The 15,787-nt window shown below is 40.0% G+C and carries 8 protein-coding genes and 2 pseudogenes; all 10 read left to right on the forward strand.

All coding sequences use genetic code 11. From position 1 onward, the window contains the following. The first annotated feature begins 93 nt into the window (after positions 1 to 93). Positions 94 to 1,518 (forward strand): annotated as a pseudogene (locus M4D81_RS18235) (Wadjet anti-phage system protein JetA family protein). Further along, a complete protein-coding gene (locus tag M4D81_RS18240) occupies positions 1,518 to 2,126 on the forward strand; it encodes a DUF4194 domain-containing protein (protein ID WP_169284733.1) in 609 nt (202 codons plus the stop codon). Before M4D81_RS18235 ends, M4D81_RS18240 begins: the two are co-directional and overlap by 1 nt. Then, a complete protein-coding gene (locus M4D81_RS18245; protein WP_169284732.1) occupies positions 2,095 to 5,502 on the forward strand; it encodes an ATP-binding protein in 3,408 nt (1,135 codons plus the stop codon). Before M4D81_RS18240 ends, M4D81_RS18245 begins: the two co-directional genes overlap by 32 nt. A gap of 38 nt (positions 5,503 to 5,540) precedes the next feature. Continuing rightward, complete coding sequence (locus M4D81_RS18250; protein WP_169284731.1) at positions 5,541 to 6,842, forward strand: Wadjet anti-phage system protein JetD domain-containing protein; 1,302 nt, start codon at positions 5,541 to 5,543, stop codon at positions 6,840 to 6,842. 616 nt (positions 6,843 to 7,458) lie between these two features. Further along, complete coding sequence (locus M4D81_RS18255; protein WP_169284730.1) at positions 7,459 to 8,751, forward strand: RES domain-containing protein; 1,293 nt, start codon at positions 7,459 to 7,461, stop codon at positions 8,749 to 8,751. A gap of 41 nt (positions 8,752 to 8,792) precedes the next feature. Next, positions 8,793 to 10,784, forward strand: a complete 1,992-nt coding sequence (locus tag M4D81_RS18260; RefSeq protein ID WP_169284729.1) for an ATP-dependent nuclease — start codon at positions 8,793 to 8,795, stop codon at positions 10,782 to 10,784. After that, positions 10,777 to 12,768, forward strand: a complete 1,992-nt coding sequence (locus M4D81_RS18265) for an ATP-dependent helicase (RefSeq protein WP_169284728.1) — start codon at positions 10,777 to 10,779, stop codon at positions 12,766 to 12,768. Before M4D81_RS18260 ends, M4D81_RS18265 begins: the two co-directional genes overlap by 8 nt. 14 nt (positions 12,769 to 12,782) lie before the next feature. Next, positions 12,783 to 13,130 (forward strand): annotated as a pseudogene (locus M4D81_RS34820) (IS5 family transposase); the annotation flags it as partial. 7 nt (positions 13,131 to 13,137) lie between these two features. Further along, positions 13,138 to 13,413, forward strand: coding sequence for a transposase (locus tag M4D81_RS18270; protein WP_372490922.1), 276 nt, complete (start codon positions 13,138 to 13,140; stop codon positions 13,411 to 13,413). A gap of 843 nt (positions 13,414 to 14,256) precedes the next feature. Beyond that, positions 14,257 to 15,486, forward strand: coding sequence for a hypothetical protein (locus M4D81_RS18275; RefSeq protein ID WP_169284725.1), 1,230 nt, complete (start codon positions 14,257 to 14,259; stop codon positions 15,484 to 15,486). Positions 15,487 to 15,787 lie beyond the last annotated feature (301 nt).

Here is a 15,787-nt window from a genome sequence, read left to right on the forward strand (position 1 = left end):
AAATGTCCTGAGTCTATTTTGCTATAAACTAGAGAGCTTGGTGTTCTGTCAGTAAATAATCTGTCATTTTCTTCAGGGAATGAGCTGAGTGGTGTGAAATTATTTGATGTAATTCCCGATGGACTTTTCTTATTGTTAACGGGATCGAATAAACAGATTTATGCGGAGATTTTGTTGCTTCTTTATGAGAACGTTCAAGCTGAGCGGTTTGGCATTCGATATGAAGTGATGAGGGACCTGATTCAGGAATTGCTTGAGACTCACGAAGAATTGGGCCAATCTATCCACGAACCGGATCATGATGAAAAACCATTGCTCCAACGCGAACCTGAGCAAATTTCATTAGAGGAGGCTACACGGGCGAAAGCAAATGCTATTCTCAGACGATTGGAAACCATGCGTTGGATTAGTGTTGAAACTCGCAGTCAGTTTGACCGTTATTTGGTGTTGCCTCATTACTCCAGTAAGCTTATCGGTCTATTTAAGGAATTATGTGAAGCAAAATCGGTAGAATATCAGCGATTTGCTTTTCTTATATATCAATCGCTCACAGGTGAAGCTGCCAAGCTACAGCCTTGTTCTGCGGTACTTAGCGCTGCTGATGTCAGCGCACAGTTCCGACAAGAACTCATCGCGCTGTATAACAATATGAAAGCTCATATGGAACAGGTTGTTCGTAAAACTTCAATTCAAGATGTATTGGATCATCACTTTGAACAATATAAATCACAAATTATTGATAAGAGCTATCACCGTCTTAAAACATCGGATCATGTAGCCCGGTACCGTATGCAAATTTTAAATACTGTGCAGCAATGGCTGCTTGATTCGGCAATAATGGAAGAAGCGGCTCTTGACGGGGTGAAAAGCGGGCTATACGCCGTACTGGAGTAAGCTGAAAGGGCAGTTCGTCAAGCGTTGTTTTTCATCGAAGAAACTTTCCTTGGACTGGATGAATTATTTTATCAAATTGATGTCCGTCACAACCAGTATTTACGTTCTTCATTTGAACGAGCTCGTTATTTGAGCCAGCAGAGTGAAGGAACAGAACAGCAAATCGCTAAGCTGCTAGAATTGCTTGGCAAGGTATCGCCATCTGAGGAACAAGATCGGATATTTGCAATACGTGAGATCAGAGCGCTATCTGATCACTCATTGTTGCCGCCGCGGCGGAAAAGGGCACCCCATCAACCAGAGGCCCATATTGTTATTGATATGCCTGAGCACATAAGGCAGGAGCTGAAGGAAAAAAGCGTTGAAAAAATGCGTAAAGCTATAACTCGCAAAAAAGTCAATGATTATGTATTGCAAAAGCTGGATGGCAGGACTGAAATGGAACTAATGGAACTGGCTCCTCATAATGCTGAAGAATTTATTTTACTCGGATATGTCTACTTATACGGCAACGACGGCGGGTCTTCGTTTCGCCTTCAGCGTCGGACCGATCGGCAAGTGCTTGTAATCGGTAATTATCGGTTCGACAACCACACCATTAAACGGAGAGGGGGGCAGTCGTAATGGTGTTTCAAGAATTAGGCGATTCGGAACGTGAAAAAGTGCGGGAAGCAATAAACAGATTATTAGAAGTGAATATGCTTGTCAAGGAAAAGGAAAGGGAGATGTATGCGGTAATACGTCGGAATCGTACCAACTTAGCTTCCTATTTTCAATTTTTAGGTTGGGAATTAACTGTCGATGAACGGCATGAATGCGTTTATTTGCATATTTATGACAGCCGATTGCGAAAAAGGCTCGATCGTGATCATACGATTTGGTTGCTAATCCTCCGGATCTTGTATGAGGAAAAGAGACAGGGATTGTCTCTGGCTGATTTCCCGATGGTGACACTCTATGATATTCGAAGTAAATATGAGACTTTTCAAATGGAATGGGTTAAGCCTACCGTGTTAGACAGGCTAGTACGATTATGTGTCCAAGTTCAATTAATGGAACCGCTTGATGCGGAACAGAGATCGGATGATGCCCGTTTTAAGCTGTTCCACACATGGATGTATGTAATCCAGGCGGATGAGATGAAACAATTGACGGAGCGTCTTGAACGATATGAATCAGAAAAGAAGGGGGGAATACTGGATGAAATGGATGAAGCGGCTGCGGTTGATTAACTGGCATTACTTCACGGATGTGACCATAGAGTTTGGTAAACAGACGCTTATCACCGGCCAAAATGGAGCTGGAAAATCTACCATTATCGACGCACTTCAAGTTCTGTTCGTTGCTGATCAGCGGCTAATTCGTTTTAATGCGGCTACAGATGAAGCAAAAAGGAGCTATATCAATTACTTAAAAGGAAAAATCGGAAACGACGAACGCTCGTTTCTTCGTGATGGGGATTTTACAACCTACATCGTTTCCGAATTTCTGGACGAAAAGAAGCAGGAATCGTTTATTATTGGGATTGCCGTGGATGTTTATCGGGATCGTACGTACGATGAAGAATATTTTATACTGGCAGAAACCAGGCTGGAACAGCTTGATTTCGTAAACTCTCGTCACGAATTGTTGAATCGGGAAGAGTTTCATCGTCGTTATGGCGGCGCATCTGGAACGATTGGAAAAAGAGGAGTTCGAAACAAAGCGTTGTTTGAACGTAACAAGTCCAATTACTTAAAGGCGCTGCTTGCAAGGGCTGGAGGATTACCTGAACGTTTCTTCAAAGTATTCACTAAGGCGCTCTCGTTTAAGCCGATTTCTGACATCCGCGATTTTGTCTATGACTATATTCTTGACCGACGGGAACTTCAATTAGATTTGTTAAAGCATAATTTTGAACTTCACGAACGGTACAAACTGGAACTGGAGCGACTGCAGGAACGAAAAGTACAACTGCAGAGCATTCAGGAGAGTTATCGGATGTATGTAAGATACCGGGAGACGGCGAAGGAGCAGGACTATGTGATTCGTCGTTTGAGATTAGAGATAGAGTGTGAATACAAAGAACAAAAGGAGCGCAACCTGGCCCACTCGCAGCAACAGTTAGCCTTGAATGTGGATAATATTGCTTTAGCAGAAACCAAGCGCCAAGAAGCAAGCGAGGAAAGCAAAAAAGCGTACCAACGTTGGCAAGATAATGCGGCTGAAAAAAGAAAAAAAGAGCTTGAATTGAAAGTAAAGGAAGGTCAAGCAAAGCTTGAGGAATCCAGAAGGCTTAAACAAACGTATGAAAATCAGCTGCTACAAGAGGTTGAGCTTGTAGGACAACTTATCGGTTGGTCTGACAATGAATACTGGATATTAGAAACTCAGGAAAAAGCGGCTAATAATAAGCATCAGGAGACGTTGCAATGTCTACTGGAAATCGTCCGGTTTTCGAAATTGGAAGAGCATGAGGATGAAGAATGGCAGAAGCGATTGGAGACTATAGGAGGCGAATTGTCGAAGTGGCATCAGCGCCTTGTTGTTGGCGAGTCTCGTTTACAAGAACAGCTTAAAGCCGACGAAGAACAAATTCGGGAATTGGAGCGGGTTATTAGAGAACTGGAACAGAAACGGCGCAGTTATTCGGAACCGGTTCGCCAATTGAAAGCTTTATTAGAGGAAAGATTAAATGGCCGTTCGGAGGTATGGATTTTTTGCGAAGAGACCGAACTGATGGATGAGGAATGGCGAAACGCTATTGAAGGATACCTCAATACCCAGAGGTTTGACATATTGGTCGAGCCCAATTATGTTTCGGAAGCGTTACGCATTTATGAGCAGGAGAAGTGGAAGTACAAATTGGAAGGCGTAGGTCTGGTAGATACTGAAAAGGAAAAAAGATTTCTTGGCACTTCCGAGAAGGGGGCATTAGCCCATGAGGTGGAAGCTATCCATCCTGTCATTCAGGCTCACGTTGAGCATCTGCTTGGCAGGGTTATGAAAGCGGCAAATGAACAAGAGCTTCGACGCCATCGTACTGCGGTAACGAAGAGTTGTATGGTATACAGTAATTATGTAGCGAGACAAATGGCCAAGAAGCAGTATGAAGTTCCGTATATGGGGGCAAAGGCAATTATTCGCCAGTTGGAAATTCGACGAGCTGAATTGACAGAGCTCCAGGAAGCGCATGCCCATCGCAGGCAATTGCATAGTGTTTTCCAGACTCGAATGCGCCTAACCAAGGAAAAAGAATCCCAATATGCTCGTCTTGCAGCAAATACGGGTCTTATGCGGGAACTGGACAAGCTTGCTTTCGAGCTAGAACAAGATCGGAACAGTTTAAGAACGCTGGATTTGACAGAATCTGAGCGTTTAAAAAGTGAGTATGGGCGTTGGAGCAAGCAGGAGCAGGAGTGGCTAACCAAACTAGGAGAATATAAAGAGAGAAAAGGAAAGCTGGAGGAAGAATGCAAGCAAGGCGTTGCCAGTGTCCACATACAAGAAAACAAGATCCGAGATGCAGAGGAAAGTTGCCATCAATGGGTAAACGATTGGGGTTTAGAATGCGAGCAACGGGCAGTGCAACGATATGAAGAAGCCATGAAGCAAACAATACCCACCGCGCAAAAGCTGCAGAATTATACAAGCAGTTGGAGAGGGCAGCAGACACTTCGTGATGATCAGTTCAAAGCAGTTGTTACATTACGAACTCGTTATAATGCCAGTAGCGCCGATATTCATGATGAAGAAAATACGGTCTACGATCAGTTATTTGAAACGATTGAGCATCTGAATATTCCAGAGTATCAGTCAAAGGTGGAAGCGGCTCGAGCAGAGTCCGAGGAAGAGTTTAAATCACACTTTATTTTCAAATTGCGTGAAGCTATTGAGATGGCCCGTCGTGAGTTTGATCAGCTTAACTATGCCTTGCGTCATTTTCCTTTTTCGGATGATCGGTATCATTTCGAAGTAAGAGCCAATGAACGTTATAAAAAGTTTTATGACGCTATTATGGACCCTATGCTTATGGAAAAAGGTTCATTGTTTGAGCTTCCTGAAAGCGAGCGTACAGCCAACCTTCATGAATTGTTTGAAAAACTGGTGCGGGGTGAGGTTGGTGAACTAGATGAGTTTACAGATTATCGACAGTACCTGGATTTCGATATAGTTATTACTTCAGGCAATGGGGCGAAGTCCAGATTTTCGCAAGTGTTGAAGGAGAAATCTGGCGGGGAGACGCAAACGCCTTTCTATATTGCTATTTTAGCATCATTTCATCACTTGTATTCAAACAATAAGACATCGCGGCTGGTCGTTTTTGACGAAGCGTTCAACAAGATGGACGAGCAACGAATTCAATCAAGCCTTCGGTTAATCAAGAGATTAGGGTTGCAATTGATTGCCGCTGTTCCTGATGAGAAGATGCAGCATATGGCGCCAGAAGTGTCGACTACCTTGTTTGTCAGCAAGCACAACTATCAATGCTACGTGGATATGATTGATCGTTGGGAGGAGCTTGACGAATCAGAAACTGATAAAGCACACGATATCACTTTGGACGACGATGTCGATGAAATAAGTGGGGCTATGGACATTGCCGAGCGGCAAGAAACGTTATTTTAGACAACACCCCCCAATGTCAGAGACAGGAGAGGTAATGAGTGCAGATTGAATCGGATCGATTGGAGGAGGCCTTCAAACAACATTTTTCTCGCAAGCTCCTAAGTACGCTTCTGGAAAAATATGAACAGAGCCAGTCCTTCCAAAGCGGAGAGCCTGGCAAACAACGGCCGCAACTCGTCATGTCTAAAAGTCCGTTTAACTCGGACTATACAGATGAAATGGATTTTATGAAACGTCAATGGATGAACGAGATCCTGATTGATTTGGAGTACAAGGGAATCATCTCTTTGAGATGGGGAAAGTTCAGTAATTTTCAAGAAGTTGAGCGCATTTATCTCAACTGGGACATGCTTGTTGAAGCTTATTCTCTTTCCGGGAGAATGTCGCTTAGAAAAAAACTGAATCGCTTACGAGAGATATTTGAACCTCTTGTACAACATCCGTGGGCTTGGGTTGCAGATTGGGGAGAAAGGGTTCGGGCAGGACTACTGGAAGGAAAGACGTCATATCTCGATCTGGATAATCCATCTGGCTACGTTGATCTGGTGCGGACGTTGCTACAACTGTCGAAGCTTGACGGAAAGGTTGTTTCACTCAGATTGTTTAGCCAGCAGTTATTTCAGGATTCCAAGCATCTGGAACGGGAAGTATTAAAACGACTGCTAAATGTAGTGAAGCAAGCCTCGGGGGAACAGAGAGAAACAGATGAGGAATGGCTTGATTTCATCGGACTAACCCGTAATCCGCAGTATGTTTATCTATGCGGTCCTCTCAGGGCTCGGAGTAAAAGCGGAGGTTGGATTTCTACAGAAGAACTGATGGGTGGTGTTGGGTTATCCCGTCAGACGGTTGAACTCATTAACGATATGACTACCGATGCACGTCGAATAATTACGATTGAGAATTTGTCCAGCTACCATCAATGGGTCGAACAACGTGAATTATATGCTGCTGAAGAGTTGATCATCTACACGGGGGGATTTCCCCATCGACTTTTGCAGCACTTCCTGAAAATGTTGTCGAATGCAGTGGATAAGGGAGATAAGCCCATTCCAATCATGCATTGGGGGGATATTGATCTAGGGGGCATCCGCATTTTTGAATTTATCAAAACTCGGCTGTTTCCCTCGTTGGAGCCAATTTGGATGAATTCCGCCGTCCTCCTGAATTACGAGCGGCAGGCCGCCTCAGTATCTGATGAATATGCATCTCGAATTCAAGCGGCTCTGGATGACCCTGGATACGCAGCTTGGATTCCAGTAATGCAAACCATGCTGGAGCGGAGAATTCGGCTGGAACAAGAAAGCATTACTGAAATTGAACTGTCGTCGGAAGACTAACGATCGATGTAAGGTGATCTGGTATAGGTTGACCGATTAATAAATTTAGCCTCCTGATACTTCGCGACTGAGGTGAGTCTTGAGGTCGGCCGGATTTCGATCGCTTATAAATTTATAATAAGGCGGCAGTAGACTAAGCGGCGCAGGGATAACTCCCTATACACCGTTATTTTTCATATATGTTCTTTGATTCTCAAATGAGTTGTTCGCAAAGCGAGCCAAATCTTACTTTATGGGACAGCCCTGAAATTTTCAAAACCATTGCTCCAATAACATTTGGGATGGTTGTGGAGTTGGCTGATTCGAGTGTCGTTCTCTCCGAGTTCTCTCAAACGTCCAATTTTAGTCGCCTTTCGATGATTTCCCGCAATACCTTGTAGCACTGGGGAAAGGTGGTGTGAAACGCCGAAATCCCTTGACCTTATAGGATTTTTGAGGTTTTTTGTTCCTCTATAGGGACATGCTTTCCGCTTGCTTCCTTTTAATGTGCGTGATCGTCGAATTATCAGTGCGATCTCACAGACAAGAGGAGGAATAAAAGGATTTTGATCAGATATGTCGAATTATGAAAAATATTGCACCATGTTAAATTTTACTAAATGGGCGAGTGGGAGATATGAACGAGTGCTACGTCATTTGCAGGAGTTGTTTTGACGATCTAATCGAAGTCATTAACAGGCTAAATATAAAAGTAAGTATTAGCAGAAGACCTCGGATCATAAGAGAAACAGAAAAAACAAAGTATAATTGTTTACTGTGTAATTTAAAGCTTGAAGCTTACGTTGAGTATTATCCTGAAGAGTATTTTGAAGAGAAGATCATACCCATCTTCGTGTTAATCGGAGGCAAGCTTTCAACAAAAATTTATGGGTGTTTCAAATGTGTTGGCGCGCAGCTTGATTATGATGTTTATCGTTGGAATAAAGATGAAGAAGACCCGAGTAATTTTATTGAAAACAACGCAGGACAATCCGTTGAAAGCTTTTTGTGGGGGGAAGGAATAGACGATAAGTTCCAAAAGCTAATACTTGAACATCTACGATGTCAAACTTGCCACTATGGTGAAGAGCCAATTGATTATTCCCATAATCCGGATGGAGGTACTTTTGAATCTTATGATCAAGTATATGATGAATATGAAACAAATTCGGTATTTGGATTAGATGACTTTGACTTTATTGAGTTTTCTCAGTTTGCCCAAAAATATAATATTGATCTTAGTTGGCAGGAACTCCATGAGTTTAAACAGCATCTTTTGAAATATCCTCTTCTGGCATATAAGCATGAAACGGGGAAAAAAGTATATGATCTTCTGCAAAAACATTATGAAAAGGGAGACTATATAGCATTAAGAAGTGGGACTCAACTTTTCAGGGGAAGGGCACGAAAAAAAGATAGGAAACATGTATTTGGAGAAGATGAAATCTGGAATCCACCCGAGGGATTGCCTCAGCACGGACGTTATAATGCTGTTGGCATATCTGTTTTATATCTGAGTAATCGAATGAAAGCCATCCCGTATGAAATTCATCCGTTAAACGATGAAAATATTGACATTGCTCTTTTTAAAACGAGAAAAAAATTGAAGTTGTTTAACATCGGTTTGTTTGATCATAGTTTCCAGGGTTTTTTTAATGAGATAAACGAAGAGAGTAAGCCCTTAAAAAAGGCTTATCTACTAACCAATTATATTGGTAATTGCTGTGCTGAAATTGGATTTCATGGTGTGGCTTATCAAGGTGTAAGCGATAGAAAATATACAAACTATGCATTGTTTAATTTTGAAAAGAACAATGAAATACGAATTGTTGAGGTTGTCAGTTTTGAAGTGGAAATTATATATAACCTGAAGACAGAAGCCAAAAGTACAAAACATAAAGGGAATGAAGATACCTTTCCAGAGTTCTAACACGTATATCAAATTTCAAAGGCTTAGAAAGAGGTGGGGTAATGTACATATCTGAGCTAAAAGTGGCTGGGTATAAAAATGCGAAGGAAACCTCACGAATAAAATTTAACAAAGGACTTAATGTTTTAGTCGGTGAGAATGGATCAGGGAAAACCACTATAATAAATGCATTGAGGTTAATTCTCAAAGAAAATGAGTTTTCATATATGAATATATCGGAGGATGACTTCTTTATATCGCTCGATAAACAAGTTTCTTCTGAAAATATTAAAATTGATATCACCTTTGATTCATTAACCCCAGATGAAGAAGTAACCTTCTTATCATGGTGTGATGCTGAGTTCAAAGCACAACTCCATTTAGAAGTAAACGCCAATCCCAACCGGAAAGGCTACTATAAAAAAGAAATTTGGGGAGGACAATCAAAAGCAAGTATTTTCGAAGAAGAAACCTTCGAATGTATTGATTGCATTTATTTTCCACCATTAAGAGATGCTGAAGAGAAATTAGTGAACGGAAAAAAATCTCGTCTTGCTCAGCTTTTAAAAAAGCAATATGGTGATAATAAAGAGAAACTTGTCGATAGCGTCAAAGGTTTTAACGACATAATCACTAGTAATGCTGATGGGAACTATAATGAAATAGAAGCAGCTAAAAAGAACATAAACACAAAATTAGTGGAAACCTTGGGAAGTCATCTTGGACAAAGTGTCAATTTGCAGTTTGCAGAGACAACTTTTAATAAAGTGGTTGAGAGTATTAAAATGGTGTTTTTTCCTCTTAGCGGAGAGACGGATCCCAATAAGTTCAGAGATATTGCAACAAATAGTCTAGGTTACAACAACCTTTTATACATCGCTACAGTATTCGCCGAACTTGAGTTGCTAAAAGACAATAACTTGGTGACGGTATTACTGATTGAGGAGCCTGAAGCTCATTTACATCCTCAATTGCAAGTAAAATTTATTAAGTACCTAAAGCAGTTGACAGATATGTTGCATAATACTCAAGTGGTCATTACAACACATTCCCCTGTCTTAGCTTCATCAATAAGTATAGACAACTTAATTCATATCGTGCAAAAGGATGAGAATTTTGTTGCAACTGCTTTGAAAGATATCAATATGGGCAATAGTAAAGGTTATTTAAATCGGTGGTTAGATGTTACAAAATCAACGTTACTTTTTTCAAAAGGAATCATTTTAGTAGAAGGTATCAGTGAAGCCATGTTAATTCCTGTGTTAGCGCAAATAACGCTGGCAAAATATAATATTTCAGTAATTGAAACTTCAAAAAAACCATTGCCGAGTTCCTTGGAAGAGGCAGGGGTCTCAGTTATAAATATAAATGGCATTAATTTTAAACATTTTTTGAAGTTGTTCTCCGATTGTGATGATAGTTCGGGAGAAGAAACATTACCAATCCGTTGTTCTGGTATTACTGATAATGATCCGGGGAAAACGGAAATTTCTTTATTCGATAAAGTTGGAATGCCAATTTTGAGTGATGACGGAAGGCCCAAAAAAAAGTTAATCGAGACATACCCACTTCCCAGTAATACTTCAAAAGGAAACAATAGCGCCTTAGCATTAATTGAAGATGTTAACAAAAGCAAGTGGGCACGATTATTTCATTCGCCATTAAAAACTTTTGAATATGATCTTGCTATGGAAAAAAACACAAAATTAATGGCGCAAACGCTTAAAATTTTGTGGCCTACTGGAAATGGAAAGGTAAGTAAGGATTGTGAAAAAATTATTGAGTACGATAATAAATACGTTGATGAGAATCTTTTGAGTGAGGATGCAAAGTTTATTATTGAGCATATTGAGGATGAGAATATAGGTAAAGGAACTTTTGCTCAACAATTTGCAGAAATAATCGAAACTCAAATCAATAATGAACTGTTTAAGATTGCTTCAGAAAAATCTAATTCGACGGCAATATTGCAAAATATCAGCAAGCTGATAAATGTCCCAAAATATATTGAGGATGCAGTAATTTGGTCTTGTGGTGGTGATTTACATGACTAAAGAAGAAATGCAAGAGGTACTGTCAAAAGTTTTATGCAGGAAAGACCACCCTCTTCATTGCGACAGTTGTTCTCATAATCCAAACAAGGAATCATCGTCGCAGGAAGAGCGGTATGTTTGCCGCATTTCAGAAAAGACGGAGCAGCAGCTCCAATATATATTTTCCTCAATTAAGCAAAACATTTTTTTAGAGGCATGCGCTGGAAGTGGGAAAACCGAAGTTGTTGGGATGAAGATGTCATATGAAATAAGCAAATGGACAGATAGAAACAACGGAATAGCTGTACTAACGTTCACAAATGAAGCTACAGAAACAATAAAAAATCGCGTTGAGCAATTTTCGAAACTATCCTCATTACACCCACACTATATTGGGACACTAACAGGATTTCTTCATGGATTTATTGCTCAAAAATTCGGCTACAAATTTTTTGGTAATAATGGGAGAAATGGCGACTTTTCATATCGGTTGGTTGATAAAATGATGGATACTTTTAAAAATCATTGGCTAGAGAATTATAAGTCAAAAATTCCCTATGTCTATGGAGTTGGAAAACAAGAAAGTATTTACGCAAATCAAATATATTATGATTATCAGAAAAAAGATTACTATATACAATTCTCCGAAAATTACAAATTAACTATTACTGAATACTATAACTCAAAAAACTTTCAGAGATTTGTTCAAGATACTCGAAATAAATATAATAATAACGAGTTATATAAAATTGAATACGTTAAGAAACAACTCATAAGTGACAAAGTTAAATTTTTAAAAGATGGATTTGCAAATTTTGAAGATATGAATAACATTGCTTTTAAGGCTTTGCAAGAAAATATAAAAGTAGCTTCAATAATATCCAAGAGGTTTCCAATAATTATAATTGATGAGTGTCAGGACTTATCGTGGATCGAAATTCAAATCCTTGAGAAATTAAAAGATGCTGGAAACATACTTCATTTTATTGGTGATTTAAATCAAGCCATCTACGATTTTAAGAATGCCAACCCAACATATACAAAGGAGTTCCTGTCTAACTTTATTTGTTATAAATTAACTGATAATTTTAGAAGCTGTCAACCGATTGTTGATGTATCAAATCGTATATCTTCTATCACAACAACAATAGCAGGAAGAACCAACAATAAATTAAGTGACAATAGTGTTTGTTACTATGAATATGATGACTTACAAGTACTTCAAGAAAAATATTTGTCATTCTTAAACCTATTCAATATCCAACCTGAAAGTTCCTCTATTTTAGTTCGTCAACTTTCATTAAAATCAAATTTGCAAGTACGTTTAGATCAAAGAAGCGTTCATTTGATATTAGATGCAATTCAACTTTGGAAAGCGAAACAACAATCAACTAGAATAATGGCGTTAGAACTTGCAGGAAAGCAATTGCAAAAATGGTTAGGTGGATCGAAAAATAAAGATAATTATTTTTGTCCAATTGATATTAAATCTGCATTCAGATGGCGGATTTTTATCAAGGATTTCCTTCAAGCCTGTTGCTCAAACTCTTTTATAAATAATTTTGAAAATAAAAAATATGGTGAGTGGTATAAAACAGCAAGGGAACAACTCCCTTCTATCTTGCTGAATACATATAAAAATTTAAATGAATATGATGAAAATCCGCGTGATTTTAATAGTTTACCTATTTTACGTACACCTTCAGGTACAGCAGAAAGTGCCATCGACGCGATATCAATGCTTGAGACCTCTATGTCAATAAGAATTAATACAATCCACTCTGCTAAAGGTTGTGGTTTCGAAAGTGTAATGGTCGTTTCGAGTAAAGATCAAAAGAGTATCGGTGGGCATTGGAAACAGTGGATGGAAGAGGAAGGCGAATCAAAACGAATAGGATATGTTGCAAGCACCAGAGCTAAATATTCATTAATATGGGCTGTGCCGAAACTAAATGCAAAAGACAGGAACCAATTAGAGACTTATGGATTTAAAAGAATTGAATAGTTCTATGTACTAGGGTGTGTATTCAAACTACTAAAACCCGCAATGGTTTGGTAAATTATTCATATGAGAAGACGATACGAGACGATCAATGGGAACAACTAAAAGATCTTTTGCCGCTAGAACGAAAACTCCAAAGAGGACGCCCTGCTACGGATAACCGTAAGATGCTCAATGGCATGCTTTGGGTGATCCGTTCAGGAGTGCCGTGGCGGGACTTGCCAGAATACTATGGCTCCTGGAGCAGCGTCCACAGCCGATTCCGCCGATGGGAGAAGACGGGCATATTCGATCGCATGCTAGAGGTGCTGTCCACTGAACCTGATTCCGAAAGTGTCATGATTGATGCCTCCATCGTCCGTGCTCACCAATATGGCGCGGGAGCAAAAGGGGGCAGCAATTCAAGCGATCGGACGATCTCGAGGAGGCTTAACCTTCAAGATTCACGCGGTTGTGGATGCTCTGGGCAATTCCCTCCAAATGGAAGTGACGGCAGGCAATATCAACGATTGTGTGGCGGGTTACGAGATATTGCAGTCCCTTGATATCAAGGGCAAACACATTTTAGCTGATCGTGGGTATGACACTGATAAAAATCATCTCGTTGTTGGTGGAAAAGCAAGCGAATTCTGTGATTCCCAGTTGTAAACATCGTACCGTTCAACGATCGACCGACTGGTGGTTGTTTAAAGAGCGATACTTGGTCGAATGCCTCTTCAATAAACTGAAACATAATCGGCGACTGGCTACACGTTACGATAAATTAACGTGTACTTTTGTTGCTTTTTAAAGTTAGCTTCCTCCATGATTTTGTTGTCATGAGGTTAGAATACACAGCCTAGCAGAGCTGGCTTTCATTATATAAGATGCTGCTGGTGGGTTAAAGGCGTTATGGAGCGAAGAAGCCAAACTTTGCAGTGGAGCGATTCAATGGAAGGCGCGTTTATTGAATCGCGGCGGAAAAAATTCCAGTGTTTACGCTCACGTCATTGACGGTGAATAATGCACCGACAAAGTACGTGAACGGCGACATTCCAGCGATAAGGCTAATGCGAATCATTAGATTAAGGAACTATTAACGCTGCCTCTCGTTTTTCTCCAATAATACCATATCCCCTATTTTCTAGTCCTTCATAAAAAGATACTATTTGGCTCCCCAGGCTCGTTCAGTCATACGGAGTAAGCGAACGATGGCTACTAAGAGCCGAGAGCTGCAGCTAAGTGGTCTTAGGTTACATTGACGCACTTTTCCTTATTTGCGTTCCGATTTTTTTCAAAGACCAGGAAGTTTGAAATGATAAGCCATTCCGGAAGTGCAGACGATTAAAACAAAGAACAAGAACAAAAGGAAAGGTCAAAAGCCAGGTCAAGTACGGCATATCGGAGATATCGGAGACACCCTCTTGAGTATTCAGTATAGTTTGATAATTTTATGCAGGTGTTTAGGATATCTGATACTATTATATTATGATAACTCTAGGAGTGAGTTAGTTGGCTTATTCAGCGCAAGTTTATGAAATAGTAATTGCATCACCGGGTGATTTGAAGAAAGAGAGAGAGATAGTCAGAGATTGTGTTCTTCAATGGAACAGGGATCATTCAAAATTTTTTAATCTAATCTATATGCCCAGGATGTGGGAGACAGATACTGTTCCTGAAATAAATATACGTCCGCAAGAAAGCATAAATAAACAGATCCTCCACAATTCCGATATTATGATAGCCATGTTTTGGACAAAGCTTGGTAGTCCGACGGGTAAAGACCAATCAGGAACCGTGGAGGAAATCAATCAGTTTATATCCTCAGAAAAACCAGTAGCATTATATTTTTCAGACAAAAAATATTCGCCATCTACCATTGACCCAATGCAACTCGAAGCACTGAGAGCTTACCAAAGTTCTATTAGAGACAATTCTTACTACAATGTGTTCAAAAGTACTAGTGAAATAAAAGAGCTGGTATTAAAGTATCTCAATGTAACTGCCTCAGAAATAACTAAAAAAAAAGAAAGTAATCTGTTAATTGATATACAAGAAAATGAAAAATCGAAACCCAATTCATTAGATGACTTTCATAGCTATCTTTCGTTGGCAAGTCACGCTAACGCAGATGGATTCTGGTTGAGCATTGTAGCCGGTTACGATGATGGTTACTCTAGCTTCAATACAAATGAAAAGGAATATATATTTGACTGGGCGACCACAGTATTACAGTCCGTTTATCCAGAAAACGTGGGTTCAAAACGCTATGGCAAAGATTTTGTCTCAGTAACATGTAAAACGCAAGATACAACTGCCCCAGTGTTTCAAGTTCGATATGATAACGTTGGTGTTGCAATGATCCAATGGAGGGCGATAAACCCTTTCATTCCGCTTAACTGGTTAATAACACTTTGTTTAGTTTCAGTAGCTCAAGTCGTAAATAGTCCGATTGTTTCAGGCCAGAGATTAAGAAAGCTAGGGATTACGTTAAGTAATTCTCCAGAAGAGGGTATAAATACTGATGTTGTTTTTTCATCATCAATGTCAGATGTACATTTTAACTCCCGTAATTCGATTTGGACGTCAACTGTAGATGAAGATGTTAATATTGATAAAGTCATTAAAGAATTTGTTCGGAACACTCTTCAAGAGTGGGGATACTATGATTTTGAAGATAGCTTAGATTCCCTCATTTTGAAGAATGTTAAACAGGACTACTTACTCCTGCTAAACGATTAATTTTGCTCCGCTAAAATTTGTCGATGGTAGTGGAGCAGGGCTGATTCGAGTGTCGTTCTCTCCGAGTTCTCTCAAACGTCCAGTTTCGCTCACTTTTTGATGATTTCCCGAGACGCCTTGTGGCACTAGGAAAGGGTATGTGAAACGCCGAAATCCCTTGATCTTGTAGGCTTTCTGCAGTTTTTTGGTTCCCCTAAAGGGACATGATTTCCGCTCGGTTCCCTTTACCGTGCATGATTCAGGTTCGTGTGGGCTAACCCCCCGTGGAGGTTCGAGCACTCTCGACCGTACCATATACTCA

Source organism: Paenibacillus sp. p3-SID867 (assembly GCF_025142895.1).
In the GTDB taxonomy this organism is placed as follows: domain Bacteria; phylum Bacillota; class Bacilli; order Paenibacillales; family Paenibacillaceae; genus Paenibacillus_AQ.

Coding starts and splice junctions, on each gene's coding strand:
- M4D81_RS18240 (WP_169284733.1), top strand. CDS start 1,518: ATGGTGTTTCAAGAATTAGGCGATTCGGAACGTGAAAAAGTGCGGGAA.
- M4D81_RS18245 (WP_169284732.1), top strand. CDS start 2,095: ATGAAATGGATGAAGCGGCTGCGGTTGATTAACTGGCATTACTTCACG.
- M4D81_RS18255 (WP_169284730.1), top strand. CDS start 7,459: ATGAACGAGTGCTACGTCATTTGCAGGAGTTGTTTTGACGATCTAATC.
- M4D81_RS18260 (WP_169284729.1), top strand. CDS start 8,793: ATGTACATATCTGAGCTAAAAGTGGCTGGGTATAAAAATGCGAAGGAA.
- M4D81_RS18265 (WP_169284728.1), top strand. CDS start 10,777: ATGACTAAAGAAGAAATGCAAGAGGTACTGTCAAAAGTTTTATGCAGG.
- M4D81_RS18270 (WP_372490922.1), top strand. CDS start 13,138: ATGGCGCGGGAGCAAAAGGGGGCAGCAATTCAAGCGATCGGACGATCT.